Annotated in this window: 13 protein-coding genes and 2 pseudogenes; 5 read left to right on the top strand and 10 right to left on the bottom strand. The window is 62.1% G+C overall.

Annotated features, from left to right (window positions below; translation table 11 throughout):
• Positions 1-63: 63 nt before the first annotated feature.
• Both BH682_RS36630 and BH682_RS04025 read right to left on the bottom strand, forming a co-directional pair.
• Positions 64-888: an Abi-alpha family protein gene (locus BH682_RS36630; RefSeq protein WP_003945623.1), complete on the bottom strand. Its 825-nt coding sequence runs from the start codon at positions 886-888 to the stop codon at positions 64-66.
• Positions 889-890: 2 nt separating this feature from the next.
• Positions 891-2,165: a DUF445 domain-containing protein gene (locus BH682_RS04025; RefSeq protein ID WP_003945674.1), complete on the bottom strand. Its 1,275-nt coding sequence runs from the start codon at positions 2,163-2,165 to the stop codon at positions 891-893.
• 330 nt (positions 2,166-2,495) lie between these two features.
• Between BH682_RS04025 and thrS the strand changes: the two genes are divergently transcribed.
• Positions 2,496-3,716 (top strand): threonine--tRNA ligase, encoded by a 1,221-nt coding sequence (gene thrS / locus BH682_RS04030; RefSeq protein WP_075832142.1) that lies wholly within the window; start codon positions 2,496-2,498, stop codon positions 3,714-3,716.
• Here thrS and BH682_RS04035 read toward each other — a convergent pair.
• Positions 3,713-4,159 (bottom strand): MarR family winged helix-turn-helix transcriptional regulator, encoded by a 447-nt coding sequence (locus BH682_RS04035; protein WP_003945852.1) that lies wholly within the window; start codon positions 4,157-4,159, stop codon positions 3,713-3,715. The two genes, thrS and BH682_RS04035, sit on opposite strands and share 4 nt — an antisense overlap.
• A 143-nt stretch (positions 4,160-4,302) precedes the next feature.
• Here BH682_RS04035 and BH682_RS04040 point away from each other — a divergent pair, with 143 nt between their 5' ends.
• Positions 4,303-5,499 carry an MFS transporter gene (locus BH682_RS04040; protein ID WP_075832144.1) on the top strand — a complete coding sequence of 399 codons (1,197 nt, stop codon included), beginning with the start codon at positions 4,303-4,305 and terminating at the stop codon, positions 5,497-5,499.
• An 81-nt stretch (positions 5,500-5,580) separates the two neighbouring features.
• On the opposite strand, the gene BH682_RS04045 is transcribed toward BH682_RS04040, so the two are convergent.
• From BH682_RS04045 to BH682_RS04055, 3 genes are all read right to left on the bottom strand, one after another.
• Positions 5,581-7,638: a neutral/alkaline ceramidase gene (locus tag BH682_RS04045; RefSeq protein WP_075832146.1), complete on the bottom strand. Its 2,058-nt coding sequence runs from the start codon at positions 7,636-7,638 to the stop codon at positions 5,581-5,583.
• 95 nt (positions 7,639-7,733) lie between these two features.
• Positions 7,734-8,462, bottom strand: a complete 729-nt coding sequence (locus BH682_RS04050; RefSeq protein WP_042920495.1) for an acetoacetate decarboxylase family protein — start codon at positions 8,460-8,462, stop codon at positions 7,734-7,736.
• A complete protein-coding gene (locus tag BH682_RS04055; RefSeq protein ID WP_075832148.1) occupies positions 8,459-9,319 on the bottom strand; it encodes an SDR family oxidoreductase in 861 nt (286 codons plus the stop codon). Before BH682_RS04055 ends, BH682_RS04050 begins: the two co-directional genes overlap by 4 nt.
• 139 nt (positions 9,320-9,458) lie before the next feature.
• Here BH682_RS04055 and BH682_RS04060 point away from each other — a divergent pair.
• Positions 9,459-10,663: pseudogene (locus tag BH682_RS04060) on the top strand (cytochrome P450).
• Here the strand turns inward: BH682_RS04060 and BH682_RS04065 are convergent.
• On the bottom strand, positions 10,652-11,086 hold the full coding sequence (locus BH682_RS04065) for a cupin (protein WP_003945598.1): 435 nt from the start codon (positions 11,084-11,086) through the stop codon (positions 10,652-10,654). The pseudogene BH682_RS04060 and the gene BH682_RS04065 sit on opposite strands and share 12 nt — an antisense overlap.
• Positions 11,087-11,211: 125 nt before the next feature.
• Here BH682_RS04065 and BH682_RS04070 point away from each other — a divergent pair, with 125 nt between their 5' ends.
• A complete protein-coding gene (locus tag BH682_RS04070; protein ID WP_050655893.1) occupies positions 11,212-11,568 on the top strand; it encodes a hypothetical protein in 357 nt (118 codons plus the stop codon).
• A 17-nt stretch (positions 11,569-11,585) separates the two neighbouring features.
• Here BH682_RS04070 and BH682_RS04075 read toward each other — a convergent pair whose 3' ends face one another.
• Positions 11,586-12,530: an alpha/beta hydrolase family protein gene (locus BH682_RS04075; RefSeq protein WP_054782037.1), complete on the bottom strand. Its 945-nt coding sequence runs from the start codon at positions 12,528-12,530 to the stop codon at positions 11,586-11,588.
• 118 nt (positions 12,531-12,648) lie between these two features.
• On the opposite strand from BH682_RS04075, the gene BH682_RS04080 reads away from it, so the two are divergent.
• Entirely contained in the window at positions 12,649-13,248 is a 600-nt protein-coding gene (locus BH682_RS04080) for a TetR/AcrR family transcriptional regulator (RefSeq protein WP_007734129.1), read from the top strand.
• Between the two features lie 10 nt (positions 13,249-13,258).
• On the opposite strand, the pseudogene BH682_RS04085 reads toward BH682_RS04080, so the two are convergent.
• Positions 13,259-13,498: pseudogene (locus tag BH682_RS04085) on the bottom strand (ABC transporter substrate-binding protein); the annotation flags it as partial.
• Positions 13,499-13,640: 142 nt separating this feature from the next.
• On the bottom strand, positions 13,641-15,278 hold the full coding sequence (locus BH682_RS04090; protein ID WP_075832150.1) for an amidase: 1,638 nt from the start codon (positions 15,276-15,278) through the stop codon (positions 13,641-13,643).
• Between the last annotated feature and the right edge of the window lie 144 nt (positions 15,279-15,422).

A 15,422-nucleotide genomic window follows, 5' to 3' on the forward strand; every position in this document is an offset into this window, starting at 1 on the left:
CAAGCCCCCTGTGCGCCTTTTTGGTAGTGGTAACTACCAAAAAGGCGCACAGGGCCGGAGGCCCTACAGCGAAAAACAGGTATGACAGAAGTCGTCACCGAACGGCGTCAACAGGATGCTACGACGCACTATCTTGTTCGATCGGCCGGCGCGCTTGACCGCCTCGATCACCGATGGCTGCACCTCGACCACCTGGTACCGGTCGGCCTCGACAGGCTCGCGTGAGAATGCCACCAAACCGAGCCGATGCAGGTTGTTCAGGTAGGCGCTGATGCGGTCCAGATGACGACAGCCCGCCAGTTCTCCGATCATCGACAGACCCTCGTCGATCATCTCCGAGCCGACACCGAACGGCCGCGCCGTGCGTACGTCCACGCTCGGTTGCGCACCGGAGGTGGCCAACAGCCGAAGAATTCGAGCTTCGTCGGGTGCGATCTCGTCGAGGATCCGGTCGTAGGCCGGGTGCAGATCGTCGCGATCGGTCACGTCCGCGGAACGGTCCAGCAACCTGTCGCCGCGTGCCCGCAGCGCCGCGAGAGTGGCCTCGACGCTCTGCTTGCGATTGGTACGAGTTGCCATTGCCGCCCGTAGGTTCTCGGTCCGCGAGCCGTCTCCGTTGGAGTTCTCGGCCCGACGTTCGGATTGAACATTGGCCGATTCAGCGGCCTCTGCCGCGGCTTCGGCGGCAGCCTGAACGATCTGCCGCGTCGCCTCCTTCGCTGTTCCGAAAGCCCACCCTGTCAGCTTGATCGACGTGAGCGTCGTCGTGGCGGTCAGCCCGACGAGGCTACGGATCAGACGCTTTTCGACGGATTCGACCGGCGTGATGTCCGCAGCCCAGTCGTACGATTCCGCTTCGACGATCATGCGATGGTCGTGCTCACTCATGCTCATACTCCGAATATTGCGAGGTGTAGGAAACCGGCAAACGAGCCCAGCACGGCCCCGTGTACGAACAACAGCCACTCGTCCTGCTTGACGGCTGAGCGTAGTAGTTCGCTGAAATCTTCCGGTGAAAGGATGCTCATGCGTTCGGTGACGAAGACACGAATCTTCTCCGACTGGTTCTCGGCGAACTCCGCGTCCTCGAAGACCCTTGGGTACAGGTCGAGCACTTCGGTGGTGGCCAGGCCGGGCAGACGCTTGTAGCTCTGCGAACCAACGGTCATCTTGACCACCGACTTTGCCCAGCCGGCTGCGTCGTCGACGGATTCGCGCAGTACCTGATCGAGCATCCGCCGCGTTCGGTCCGAGCGGGGACCTTCGAGGAGTTCGGTGCCGATGTTCTCGAGCGTCACGACGTGATCGGCGAGGGTTTTTGCGTACCCGGCGATGATCTCGGTGCGTCGCTTCAGGAAGAGCCCCTGCCTCCACGGCACCCAACGGTTGGGGGTGATCGGCTCGAAGATCATCGTGATGCCGAGGTAGTTCACGATGTATCCGATGATCACACCGCCGATGGGAAGCACCCACCACTGCGGAACCAGATGGAGGATTCCGACGAGCACGAAGCCCATCGGGAACCCGAAGTAGAAGCCGAAGTTCTGCATGAACCTGAGCTCTTTGTTGCCCATCGTGCGGAAGATGTCGTTGAGCAGTTTGGGGTGCGAGGAGAGGTAGCGGATCACCATCAGCTTCGCGTCGATGAACTCGTCGATGTCCTCTTCGATGCGGTCGGTGATCATGCGCACGCTGGCCGGCAGATCGTCCTCCACCTTGCGGAAGACGGCCTCCTTCACCGACGTCGGAAGGTTGTGCCAGAGCTGAGGATTCTCGGCCGTCATGATTCTGGTGACCACGCCGCGCACTTCACTGCGGGAGATGTTCACCAAGTGCTCGGCGATGCTGTCCGGGTCCAGGACGCGATAGAAATCGGCGATGCTGCCGACTTTCGCGAGGGATTTGTCGACGGCGATCGACGCCATCTTCTCCGCCCGCGAGGGGACGATGCCTTGCCAACCGAATCTGCCGTCGCTGGTGATCGCGGGGATCACCTGGACGCGTCGGGGGAGGAACGGGAAGAGCAGTTTGAGGCCGGGCACTTTGATCCCGTGGAAGTTGATCGGCGCAAAAAGCATCAGGACGCCCGACCAATTGGTGATGTACCCGATGATTCCCGTGAACAAAGGAATGGTGATCAACTGTTCGAGCAAGTGGTCCGGCACCGTCGCACATCCTCCTCATATCCGAGAACCTCACGTTCGGACATGATTGCCGAAACTTCGCTCTTCGTGGGTGTTTCGTTGGCTACTGCTGCGCCTTCCCAGTTGCGTCAGCATAGAGGCCCGACAATTCGGGCTGTAGGTGGGTAGGAAGTTGATGTAACCTCACGTACATGGTCAGTATTGCGCACAACACGACGACGCCGGTTCTCTTCCGGCGCATCGTTTAGCAACTGCTGACCGAACCCTTTCAGCCCCGGGAGTTATCGCCCCGGGGCTTTCCTGTTTCGTCGCTCCGTGTGCGTCTCCCCTTGAACGATTTGGAGAGCTCTCATGAGCGTTGACCACCGCGAACTCGGGCGCGACCTGGAGTTTTTCGCCGCCACCCCCATAGTCGGAGCCGGCCTTCCGCTCTGGTTACCGGACGGCGCCGTCATCAGGAACGAACTCGAAAAGTTCGCCGCCGAACAAGCAGCGCGCTCCGGTTGTCAGGGTGTCTATACCCCGGTTATGGCGAAGAAAGAGTTGTACGAGAGATCTGGTCATTGGTCCAAGTTCTCGGAAGACATGTTCCCCGAAATGAAGATAGGCGGAGAGTCATTTCTCCTTCGTCCGGCTAACTGTCCTCATCACGCTCAGGTATTCGCCGCTCGCGGTCGTAGTTATCGCGAGCTACCTTTCCGCGTTCGTGAACTCGGCTCGATGTTCCGTAGCGAACTCTCCGGAGTTCTCAGCGGATTGAGTCGAGTCCGACAGATCAATCTCGACGACGCACATGTCTTCTGTAGTCGTGAACAAGTGCAAGCGGAAGTGATCGTCGCGCTCGTCGCGATCGAGCGCTGCTACTCGACTCTGGGGATTGCCGAACGGGAGTACCGCCTCTCGATCAGAGGGGGAGAGGGGCAGTACCTCGGCACCGACGAGCAGTGGGCGGACGCTGAGGATCACCTTCGCGAGGCGCTGAATGCACGCTCGATCGAGTACGTGGAAGCGAAGGGGGAGGCAGCGTTCTACGGTCCCAAGATCGACGTCCAGGTGCGAGACGCGCACGGCCGCGAGGAAACACTCTCGACCGTGCAACTCGACTTCAATCAACCGGAGCGGTTCGACCTCGAGTACACCGCTGAGGACGGATCCAAGGCTCGCCCCGTCATGATCCATCGGGGCTTGCTCGGGTCGATGGAACGCATGACTGCGCTTTTGATCGAAAGGTTCGAAGGGCGGATGCCGCCGTGGCTGGCACCCAACCAAGTCTCGATTCTGCCCGTCGGCGACCGGCACCAGGTTGAGGCCGAGCGTTTGCGGGCCGATCTCGAGGCTCGCGATGCTCGAGTGGCGATCGCGCCTGACGGATCGTTGGGACGTCGCATCCGCGAGGCACGCACTCACCGTGACCCGTACATCGCGGTGATCGGGGACAACGAGGTGCACGGCGGCACCGTCGACGTTCTGGTCCCCGCGCGTGGTGGGCGGGTGGTCGTCGATGCGAGTGTGTTTGTCGCTCAGGTGGTCTCGGGCATCAAAGAGCGTGCCCTGCTTCCGGCAGACTTCTAGCCGACGGGAAGCTCGTGGAGGGCGCGCACCAGTGGCGCGAGTTCGGGTGTCTTGCATGCCTCGTCGAGCGCGGCCTCGAGGGTGGCGTCGTGCGTCGGCCGTGCGCTTTCGAGAAGCTCGCGGCCGGCCGGCGTCAGCTCGGTGTAGATGCCTCGACGGTCGTCGGCGCACAGGATGCGCGTCAATAGTCCTCGATCTTCGAGTCGATTGACCAAGCGCGTCGTGGCGCTGCTGCTCAGTGCGGCAGCGCGAGCCAACTGAGCCATCCGCATGTGCCAGCCGTCCTGGCGGCTCAACGCGTCGAGGACGGTGTATTCGACGACGGACAGTTTGTGCTCACGCTGGAGCGCGCGTTCCAGTTCGGTGTCGAGAGCGCCGTGCAGTGCTGCGAGCGTGCGCCACCCTTGCGAACGGATTTCGACGGCGTCGTCGGCGATCCCCATGTGATTCTCCTTGTCCGTTTCCTGCGACTCCAGGTTACCAGCTTGCGCATGTAGCGCGCGCGTGCAACTATTTATAGCGCGCCTGCAACTAATGCACACGCCCGCTAACGGCTTACGCGTAAATCTGTGAAAGGAACATCGAGATGCCATTGGGTCTCATTGCCCTCGCTATGGGCGGGTTCGGGATCGGCCTCACCGAATTTGTCATCATGGGCCTCCTGCCCGAGGTCTCGGCTGATTTCGAGGTCACCGAGTCCGTCGCGGGCTACCTGATCTCGGGCTACGCACTGTCGGTGGCGATCGGCGCGATCCTCCTGACCGCTGCCGTCACCCGCTTCGAGCGCAAGAAGGTCCTTCTCTCGCTCATGGTGCTGTTCATCATCGGCAACCTGATGTCCGCGCTCGCTCCCTCCTACGAGGTCATGATGGGCGGACGCATCGTCGCGGCGCTGTGCCACGGTGCGTTCTTCGGAATCGGCTCGGTGGTTGCCGCCGACATGGTCGCGCCCAACAAGCGCGCCGGCGCCATCGCGATGATGTTCGCGGGCCTGACCATCGCCAACGTTCTCGGCGTTCCGTTCGGCACGCTGCTGGGCCAGCAACTCGGATGGCGCTCGACGTTCTGGGCCATCACCGTCATCGGCGTCATCGCGCTCATCGGAATTGCAGCACTCGTCCCGACGACACCCGCCAGCACGACCGGCGGCGGATTGCGCGGAGAGTTGGGGGCGTTCCGCAACAAGCAGGTATGGCTCTCGATCGTCATCACCATCCTCGGCTACGGCGGAATGTTCGGAGCGTTCACCTACATCGCCTTCACCCTCACCGAGGTGACCGGCTTCGCGACGTCCAGCGTTCCGTGGCTGCTCATCCTCTTCGGCTCGGGCCTGTTCGTCGGCAACTTCCTCGGCGCCAAGGCGGCCGACCGTTCGCTCACGAAGGCGCTGGTCTGGATTCTCGCGATCCTGACCGTCGTTCTGATCGTGTTCGCCGCCACCGCGGAGAGCAAGGCCATGACTGTGATCTCGCTGTTCTTCATGGGCGCCTTCGGTTTTGCGACGGTTCCCGGTCTGCAGATGCGGATCATGAACTACGCGTCGGCCGCACCGACCATGGCGTCGGGTGCCAACATCGCCGCCTTCAACGTCGGCAACGCACTCGGGGCATGGCTGGGCGGAATCACCATCGCCGCGGGACTCGGCTTCACCTCCCCGATCTGGATGGGGGCGGCGGTCACTGTCGCCGGTCTGCTGGTCCTGATCGTCGCGGCGAAGATCGACCGCCCGGCAGCGTCAGAGCAGTCGACGATGAGCACCTCGCTGCACCCGACCGCCGCCTGAACCTGGCCATTGCGCTCTGACCCCATCGCGTGAACGTATCGCTCCCCTTGTCCAACAAGGGGAGCGATACGTTCACGCGGGTCAGGTGAGGCGGAATTCGGCGGTCACCCCGGAGAAAGGCGTGATCGCGCCGCTACCCCGAGCCTTCGACGCACCGAAGTGTTGGACTCGATACGTACCCGCCGGAGTATCGGCCGGAACATCCCACGTGATGCGCGCGACGGAACCGTTGCTCCCGACCCGGCGCCAGTGCAGTTTGGTGGACCAGTCGTTGTCGTCGGCGACCCGTGTCCAGGATCCGCCGGTATTTCGCTGGATCTCGTAGAAGGTCCCGTTTCGGTGAGTGTCGTTCTTGGGGTGGCCGGTGACGAACTCGACGGCAACCTGCGCACCCGGTGAGCTGTCGCCGGGCTGGACGGTTGCATCGCCGAATTGTGTTCCCGGCAAGGGCTCGTCGAAGTCGACGCCAGGTCCGAAGCTGGGTTGGAACCCGGACAGGTCGGCCGGAGCGGGGCCGCGAGGAGGTTCGGTGCCGTCGCGCATCGCGGCTGCAAGGGCGGCATACCCCTGCTGATAGGCCGGCAGTGTGTAACGACCGAACATCGTCGAACCGCCCTCGTACTGCTGCGAATCGTATTCCTGTGGTGTGGTGCAGTAGCTCGAGTACGAGTTCGCGTATCCCTGGAAGATGACGTTCTCGAGGGGAACCCCAAGCTCCTCGGCGACGGTTCGACGCACTCGTAATCCGGAGACGATGGTGAATTCCGCAGGGCCACCGACGATGTAGAACTGACCGATCCGCAGGATCTGGATCTTGAGTACGTTCTGCACCCATCCTCCCGGTGGCAGCAGGCCGACCGGAACGACTACGAGTTTGGGCGCCTGTGCATCCTGAAGCCATTGAGGCACAGGAGCATCCATACCGCCCAGGGCGTCGATCATGGGGTTTCGGGTGCCCTCGGGGAAGATCGGGATTGCCGGTCCGTCCTCGACGCTTCCGGCGCTCATTGCCGCGCCGATCGCGGCCGGAGCGGTGCGGTGCTCGCGTCCGTCGGGGGTGAATCTTCCGCTCACCACCTGATTTGCCATGTCCAGGTACATGATCCGACTGTCGACGCCACCGGTGACGGTGTCGGACGCCGCGTCGAAGGCAGTTCGAGCCGCCGCTACCTGGCGCAGCCCGATGATGCGTGCGTTCTCGAATTCGTCTTCGGTCGGTCCGCGTCCGGGCTCGAGGAAGAGGTTCGGTGACATGTCGCCGCTGTTGGTCTGCGGAAAAGCAGCAATGAAGCTGGTGTCGCCGTCGAGGTAACGCACACCCCGGTCGTCGTGCTCCCAGAAGTACGCCGCGGCGCCCTTGTTGTCCCCGGAGATGAGATGGTTCTCGTTCGTGAGCGAGGCGCAGTGGGTGGCGAACCAGTTGATCGCCCCGATGTCCTTGCTGCCCCGACTGATACGCATGACACGCATGTGGTGGTCGTTGCCACCGGGGTAGTAGGCCTTGTCCTCTTCGGGATTGAGGTCGAACGCCACTCGCGATCGGTTGACGCTGGCATCGGTGAGATCGGACCGCCCGAAACGGACCGTGCCTGGCGCCAGGTTCTCGTGCGCAGCGCTGATCGCCTCGACCATGCCGTTGACCTCGGCTTCGAACACCTGCAGTTCGAAGCCGAGAACTGCGAGGTTGTACGCGTAGTTGTGCGAGGCCCCGCCACATGCCGCGTGTGAATGGATGGCCGTCAACATGACGTTGCGTTCGGTGTAGATGTCACCGAACCTCCCGGCCAGTCGGCGCAGGACCTCGTCGTGAACGGACTGGAAGATCATGCAGTTGTCGACGCACACGTAGGCGACCCGCGACCCGCCGGACTCGAAGATGAAGGCGCGTGCGCGCATTCGCTGGTGCAGGCCTTCGGCGCGTTGATCGAAGCTCGAGTAGCCCATCATGCCGACTTCGGCGACCGGTCCGGTCACGTCGGAAATTCCGACGCCCACCTGCAGTGACGCCGACGACTTGTCGGTGCGTGCGGGTGAAACGGTGCGTGCCGGCGAAGCTGCGACGGCCTGGTTCGTCGACAGAGCGGCGAGCGCAGGTGCGGCGGCAGCGCCTGCCAGTACGGTGCGTCGGGTGATCTGCACGAGTGTCCTTTCGGGCGGTCTGACGCGAGTTGGTCAACCGTCCAGGAGTGTAGCCCGAGTCACACGTGACCGAAAGGGGTGCCGTCGGCCGACACTCAGATTGTTGTGGCCTCCCCGAACGTCATCGCCAGGTTCTTGATGGTCGTGGTCATCAGGGCCCGGCGGGGGAGTCCCAGTTTCCGAAGCTCCGCCGCCATCGGGTGACTGCCCAGTTGAACCTCGGCTCCACCAGGGCGCGATTTGACGCCGGTCGGTGCCATGTCCCACGACGTGCACCTGGTGGCGCCGTCGAGATGTGAGTACGCGGCCAACGACATGTTGGCTCCGCCGCCCGGCACGCTGACGCCGGATTTCACACTCAACTGTGTGATGAGTTTGCCGTCGCGAGAGACCGATCCGCGCTTGACCGAGCCGACGTGCTCGGTGTCGAACTCGGCGAGCACCTTCGGGAATCCCCAGATTTCCCGGCCGGCGGCCTTGGTGAACTCGCCGTCCACCGGCAACTCGTGAATGAGTGCCCCTGCAGTTCCGGCAGCGAGCGAACGTAGATCTCCCAGCACCGAGGTTTCGGGAGGCGCAGTGTGGCTGCGCACCATGTACGTCACTCCGAATTCGTTGTACGGCCCCAGATCCCCGTCGATGTAGTCGACAAAAACCAGGCCGCACAGCGCCCGGCCAGGACGGTACTGGAGCACGGTCAAGCCGGTGTAATCGATGATCGACTGCGCGGTTGTGCTCGGTACCGAGTACAACGCCATGAAGGCAGACGCGGTGCGAACTTCGACGGGCATCTCGACCCTCTTGCCCAGAATCGTGTAGCTCATGGCGCTACCACCCCACGGAGTCCGTCGGAGCCGTAGACGGGTTCGAGCATCGAGCGGAAATCCGGTCCGCGGCGCAGCATTTGGCCTCCGTCGACGTTGATGATCTGCCCGGTGATCCAGGTGGATTGCGGTCCGAGTAGGAAAGAAGCGAGTCCGGCGACGTCCTCGACCTCGCCGACGCGTTCGAGCGGCGTGTTGGCCAGGTAGTCGTCCAGGATGGGGCCACCGTCGGTGATGAGCGCGACCAGATCCGTTCGGGTCAGACCCGGCCGGATCGCATTGACACGAATGTTGCTGGCGCCCAGTTCGTCTGCCGCCAATTGCACCAGGTGGTCGACGCCGGACTTCGAGACGCCGTACGCGCCGAACCAGCGATGTGTGTTGCTGCTGGCGATCGACGAGATCGCGACGATGGATCCACCGCCTCCTGCCACCAGTGCCCGCGCGCCGTGCTTGATCGTCAGCATGGTCCCCGTGACGTTGAGGTCGACGGTGCGGCGCCAGGCGTCGACGTCGAGTTGCGTGACCGGTGCGATGGTTTCGTTCCCGCCGGCGCAGGCCACGACTCCGTCGAGCTTTCCGGTGACGGACACCGCCGCGGCGACAGCGGCGACGACGTCTGTCTCGATCGTGACGTCGGCGGGGGAGGCGCTGACCGATCCTGCGGCAGTCGCCTGCCGGATCGATTCGGCGGCAGCATCGAGTTTCTCCTTGTTGCGTCCGCAGATCGTGACGTGAGCGCCGGACGCAACGAGCGAACGAGCGATGCCCAGGCCGATGCCACTACCGCCGCCGGTCACCAGTATCGATGTGCCGGTGAAAGTGGGTATGCCCGCTGAGGCGGTGTCGTCGTCCATGCGTGTCTCCTGGTCGTTGCTCCGGCGGGCTCGCGTGCTGCTTCTGGAGGTTTTCCGGTCCGGCTTCGGTGAAAACGCCCCACGCTATATAGGAACAGGTTCTACTTATTGAGGCAAGGGTTGTGCGAGAGGTGGAGTGATGGCTACCAGACCGACCTTCGATTTGATCGACGGACGCTTCTACAGCGGAGACCTCGGGAATGTGCGCGACGCATACGCCTGGATGCGTGATCACGAGCCCGTGTACCGAGACGACGCCAACGGAATCACCGCGGCCGCGAGTTACGACGCCGTCGTCGCAGCCGAGCGGGATCCCGAACTGTTCTCCAACGCCGGTGGCATCCGCCCCGAAACCGGTCCATTGCCGCAGATGATCGACATGGACGACCCGCAGCACCTCACACGTCGACGCTTGGTCAATGCGGGTTTCACACGTAAGAAGGTCGAAGCCAAGGCCGGCCGTATCCGGGAGATCTGCGATCAACTGATCGACGCCGTCTGTGAGAAAGGAGAAGCCGACTTCGTCGCAGACCTGGCGGCACCGCTGCCGATGGCCGTCATCGGCGACATGTTGGGTGTCGTCCGGAGGAACGCGCGTTGTTTCTGCGGTGGTCGGACGATCTGGTGAAGGCATTGGGAAGCAACGCTTCCCAGGATCAACTGCAGGCCATGATGGTTGCGTACGTCGATTTCACCGCGTACATGATGCGAACCATCGCCGAGCGGAGGAGCGACCCGGCCGACGATTTGGTGAGCACGTTGATTCACAGTGCGGTCGACGGCGAAGCCCTCTCCGATCAGGAAATCGTCAACGAATCCCTGCTGATCCTGATCGGCGGTGACGAGACCACACGGCACGTGCTCAGCGGCGGCATGGAACAGCTACTGCGCCATCCGGACCAGCGCCGGGAGCTAGTCGACGATCCCGATGCCATTCCCTTGGCAATGGAGGAGATGCTGCGGTGGTCCTCGCCGATCAAGAACATGGCTCGAACCCTGACCCGTGACACCGATTTCTTCGGCGCGCAGCTGAAGGCAGGTGAGAAGATGCTGCTGCTCTTCGAATCGGCAAATTTCGACGAGTCCGTGTTCCTGAACGCCGAACGGTTCGATGTCGGCCGCACACCGAATCCACACGTGGCCTTCGGCTTCGGAACTCATTTCTGTCTGGGCAATCAGCTGGCCAGGTTGGAGGGGCGGATCATGTTCGAGCAACTCTTCGCCAGGCTGCCGGACATGGAACTTGCCACCGACGCGCCGTTGCAGCGGCGTGCGGCCAACTTCGTGTCCGGGCTCGAATCGATGCCGGTGCGGTTTAACTCTTCTGCCCCGTCAGCCGGGTAGTTGGCAGTTAGGAGGCGCAGCATCTTCGGAGAGGGGGCTGCCCGCCGGATTGACGTAGACGACCTCGAGCACCAATGGTGTTGTCTGCGAGTTGTTTCCGATGTGCACATGATCTGAACCGCTCGGTTCGATCAAAGTATTTCCGGCGCTGTAGATCCCGTCGACGGAGCAATCGGATCGGTAGTGGCTCAACGTGCCCTGCGCGATCAGCGCGTAGAGCGTCCCGTCGTGGAAGTGCCAACCGGTGGAACCGCCGGGGTCGATGGTGATCTGGCGCAGGATGTAGTCCTTGCCGTCGAAAGTCACCTGCCCGAGGATTTCCCCGTGTACTCCCGTGCTCGGTGTTGCCGACGCATTGATCGGCGTCAGAGACAGCCCGATCGCTGCGGACACTGCAAGCAGAACCTGATGGCGTTTACGCATGAGCGGCCCTCCCAGACGGATGTGCTCCTGAGTGTCCTCCGTCGATGCCCGGTTTATCCCAGTTTTCGTGGATCCAGCACTGCGAAGGCAGAGGTATGCCCTTGAGAGGCGGTTACGCTCGTGCCATGCTGCAAGTCGCGACGAGGCGCCGGAGCCAGCCGCCGCCTGCGCGCTTCATGTTCGAGGCATTGATCGATCCGTACCGCCAGCCCGCCCGGCACTGGCTGGAACTTCTCGAGAGCGAGATCGCACCGGAGATCGTCAGGGCTGAAGAACCGGAGCTGGTGATCTGGTCGTCGATCTGGCCGGACCGACCCGACGCCGTCATCCGATTCGACATCGAGGCGGTCGGAAACAGCACGATGCTGCGTTGGACGCTTTTCTTGGACGATCCGATACCGCCCGAGGCAGAGGTTGTCAGAATGCGAAAGCGGCTCAACACCTTGATCAATGCGAATCTCAGGTTCAACTTCGGCCAATAAGTCGGATCACTGCCGCATTACTTGGTGTCGACTCGGCCGATCGGGTCGGCGTTGTCGCTGAATGCGGCCCGGGCCGCTGGCCAGCTGGTCTCATCGATGCGCAACGTGGTCCGAAGGTAGGCAGTACTCATCCGTTGGATGGCGGCGACCCGCTCTGGGTTCTCGTCAGTGGTCTCGGCGACTTCGTATCCGACGATTCCGCCGAGTGCGTGCTCGGCACCGTAGAAGGTCAGGAGGTCGGTGGCTCCTGGGCTGTGCGTGTAGGCGTCGGTGAACCAGTCAGGTCCGCGGCTGGACATCTTGGACTGGTCGTGGTCGCCCGCGACGACGAGTGTCGGCGTCGTCAGTTCCTGGAACGAGGGGCGCATGAACGGGAAGTTCGCCTGCGCGAACGGATGCAGGTTCTCGCCGCCGAGACCGGTTGCCGCGAACAGGATTCCCGCGGTGACGCGACTGTCGGACATGTCCTGGCCGACCTGGCCGGCCTCGTCGAAGATCCTTGCTCCGAGGAGTGACTGAGCGGTTTGCCCGCCCCAGGAGTGACCAGTGGCGGCAACTCGACTGCGGTCGATGCGGCCGGCAAGCCCGGGCACGGCAAATTCGATGGTGTCGAGCTGATCAAGGATGCGTGTGAGATCCGCGATTCTCTCGGTCCAGATCGTCGGGAAAACCGGGTGGTCGAACCCGAAACCGTTCCGGCGCGAGTCCAGATGTGTCGGCTGGATCACCACGAATCCGTGGGATGCCCAGAATGCCGTGAGTGGCGAGTATCCATCGAGGTTCCAGCCGTTGCCGTGGGAGAACACCACAACGGGGAGGTTCGTGCCTGCTGCCGGAGCAGACACACGTACTTCCAGCGGGACAGGTCGATCGGGGGCGAACAACTCGACGGGGGCAACGGAGACGACCGGGGTGCCGGCGCCGATGATGCCGTTAAGAGTGTCGATCATTGATGAGGTCATGGCAAGTTCCTTGCTGAGGCTGCACCCTGCGATACTGTTTATCGGAGCGTCGCTCCGCAACATTACGGAGCGTTGTTCCGTAATGCAAACATATGTTGTGAGTCAGCGAGGAGTGCACATGGCTGATGCCCAGGACGAGCAGTCGCGCGTCGCGTCTCCCAAGCAAGTCGGTCGCCCACGTCGAAGCGAGCAGGCGCTGCTCGACGCGGCGGCAGCAGTGTTCGTGGAGTCCGGAGTCGACGCTCCGGTGCGGGAGATTGCGGCGAAGGCCGGCGTCGGCATGGGGACGATCTACCGCCACTTCCCGACGCGTCCCGAGTTGGTGGTAGCCGTATACCGACACCAAGTCGAGGCGTGTGCGGACGCGGGCCCACAGATGCTCGCGGAGAGTGCAACGCCCGAGGCGGCTTTGCGGGCATGGGTGGCTTTGTTCGTGGAGTTCCTGGTAACCAAGCATGGGCTCGCCGGTGCACTGCAAGGAGACAGCGCCGGGTCCGACGCTCTGCATATCTACTTCGTCGACCGCCTCGTTCCGGTATGTGACTCCCTCCTCGCGGCAGCGCTCGAGTCCGTTGGCACTGCTTCGCGGGTCGATGCGTACAACGTGCTCAAAGGCATCGGGAACCTTTGTATCGGTGCTGGGTCCGATGACCGGTACAAGGCCGAGGTCCTTGTACAGCTATTCATCTCGGGCGTACTCGCGCGGGAGGTTCGCTGACGCTCGGCAGTCAGATCAGCTCCGGATTCTCGGCGTACACCTCTTCGAGGATCGACATGTCGAACAGTTGCTCCGCCGTAATCTCCAGCCCCGCTTTCGACAGTGCCGCGATGTTCTGTTCGATCAGTTGTGTTGTCATCGTGAACAACCCGTTTGCTTTGGTATCTGCCGACACCATCAGATCATTCTGGGCGGTGGCTTCCTTGATCTGTTCTTCGAGTTCCATGTTCTGGTCCTTGTTCTTCAGCTCAGGGCCCTGCCACCGTCAGCATCCCTCGAAACGAACTCCACTGCACACGAGGCCGATGACGAACAATTCTTGTTCCTTGGCAGAACACAGCACCGGGCACGGCTGCCCGGTGCTGTGTTGGAGGCGTACGTTCCAGAGTCGGCTACGGGAGGGTCGGAAGATAGCTCGGCGATTTCCGGATCTGGGCAGCGTGCTCGTACGCGTAGGCGAAACTGATCAGTTTTGCGTCGTCGAGGCGTGTACCGAGGAATGAAAGACCGAGAGGTAACTCTTCGCGCGCGTATCCGGAGGGGACGGTCACCATCGGGTAGCCGGCGAGCGCTGAAGTGCGGGTTGAACTGGCAAATTGTGGGCCTTCACCCCCTCCTCGGTAGTCGATACCTGGGGCCGGCAGTTCGGTAGGCGTGACAATCGCATCCAGGTTGTTGTCGACAAGAGCGTCGTCGATTGCCGTTTGTGCGCGTCCGGTCGCGGCTTCACGGTGGGCGCGGTACGTGGGATCGGAGAGGTTGCCATCTGTATGATCGGCCATTTCAAATAGCTCTTGCCCGAAACCCGTCAACTCTTCCTGGGCATTTTGGCGGTTGTATTCGATCAGGCCGGTCAGGTCTCCGGGGTGTTCGCCGGGAGTATTGGCGAGATATTGGTTGATGTCATGTTTGAACTCGGTGAGTACTGCGGGGAGCAAATGTTGTGAGACGACGTCGGCGTCGGTGGTGATGTTGACCTCGACAGCGGTGGCGCCGAGATCTTGTAGTTGTTCGACGGCGGCATCGAAGGTTCTGTCGACGTCAGGATCGATCCCGGCCCGGCCCTCGCGCCATATTCCGATACGTTTGCCGCTGAGTGAGTTTGGGTCGAGCATGTTCTGAAAATCTGCGGGTAGGGAACCGGCGACGTCAGCACTGTCCGGATCGGACGGATCGGACCCATATATCACCGACAATGCGAGTGCTGCATCTTCCACGGAGCGCCCCATCGGGCCGGGACTGTCATGTCGTGAGGTGATCGGCACAACTCCGGAACGGCTCACCAATCCGAGGGAAGGTTTGATGCCGACCGTTGAGGTGACACTTGCGGGGCACGCTATCGAACCGTCGGTGTCGGTCCCGATAGTGACGGCGGCCAAACTGGCCGCAGCAGCGACGGCCGACCCGCTCGAGGATCCACAGGGGCTGCGGTCGAGAACGTAAGGATTGTGTGTTTGGCCGCCAGTCGCACTCCAACCGGCGATCGCCATCGGCGATCGGAAGTTCGCCCATTCAGACATGTTCGTTTTTCCCAGGATTACAGCGCCTGCTTTACGCAGTTGATCGACGAGAAATGCGTCGTCGGATGGACGTGAGTTGAGTAGCGCAGTCGAACCTGCTGTGGTCGGTTGGTTGTCGGCAGTGTCCATATTGTCTTTGAGCAGAACTGGAATTCCGTCCAAAGGGCTGAGAGGACCGTGGTCTCGGCGCGACTGATCGCGGGATCGCGCGATATCGATTGCATCCGGATTCACCGTGACAACCGCACCAAGTTGTGGATCGAGAGTCTCGATTCGTTCCAGGTACGTCGCGGTGAGATCTTCGGACGTCAGGCGGCCTTCGTCGATTGCGTTTTGCAGATCAACGATTGCGGCGTCTTCCACATCGAATTCTTCGCGGTCTGACCGGGTGGCCGAGGCAGCCGTTGCTGGCGAGTTTGTTGTCTGAGTGGAATGGCATCCAGAGGTCAGACCTATTGCAGAAGAAACAATTACGGTGCTCAGTACGAGTATTCTGGCCGATCTCAGCATGAGTTCTCTCCTTGGGAATGCCTTACGTTGTTGTGAACTCAATTATGAAAACCACAGCCGTGGAATGGGATACAGCTGGACACACCGTTCTTTGGTGTAGATGGGTATACCTCGATCATGCTTCGCCAGGTGAAACTCCGAGGC

Source organism: Rhodococcus sp. YL-1, assembly GCF_001942025.1.
GTDB lineage: Bacteria > Actinomycetota > Actinomycetes > Mycobacteriales > Mycobacteriaceae > Rhodococcus_F > Rhodococcus_F qingshengii.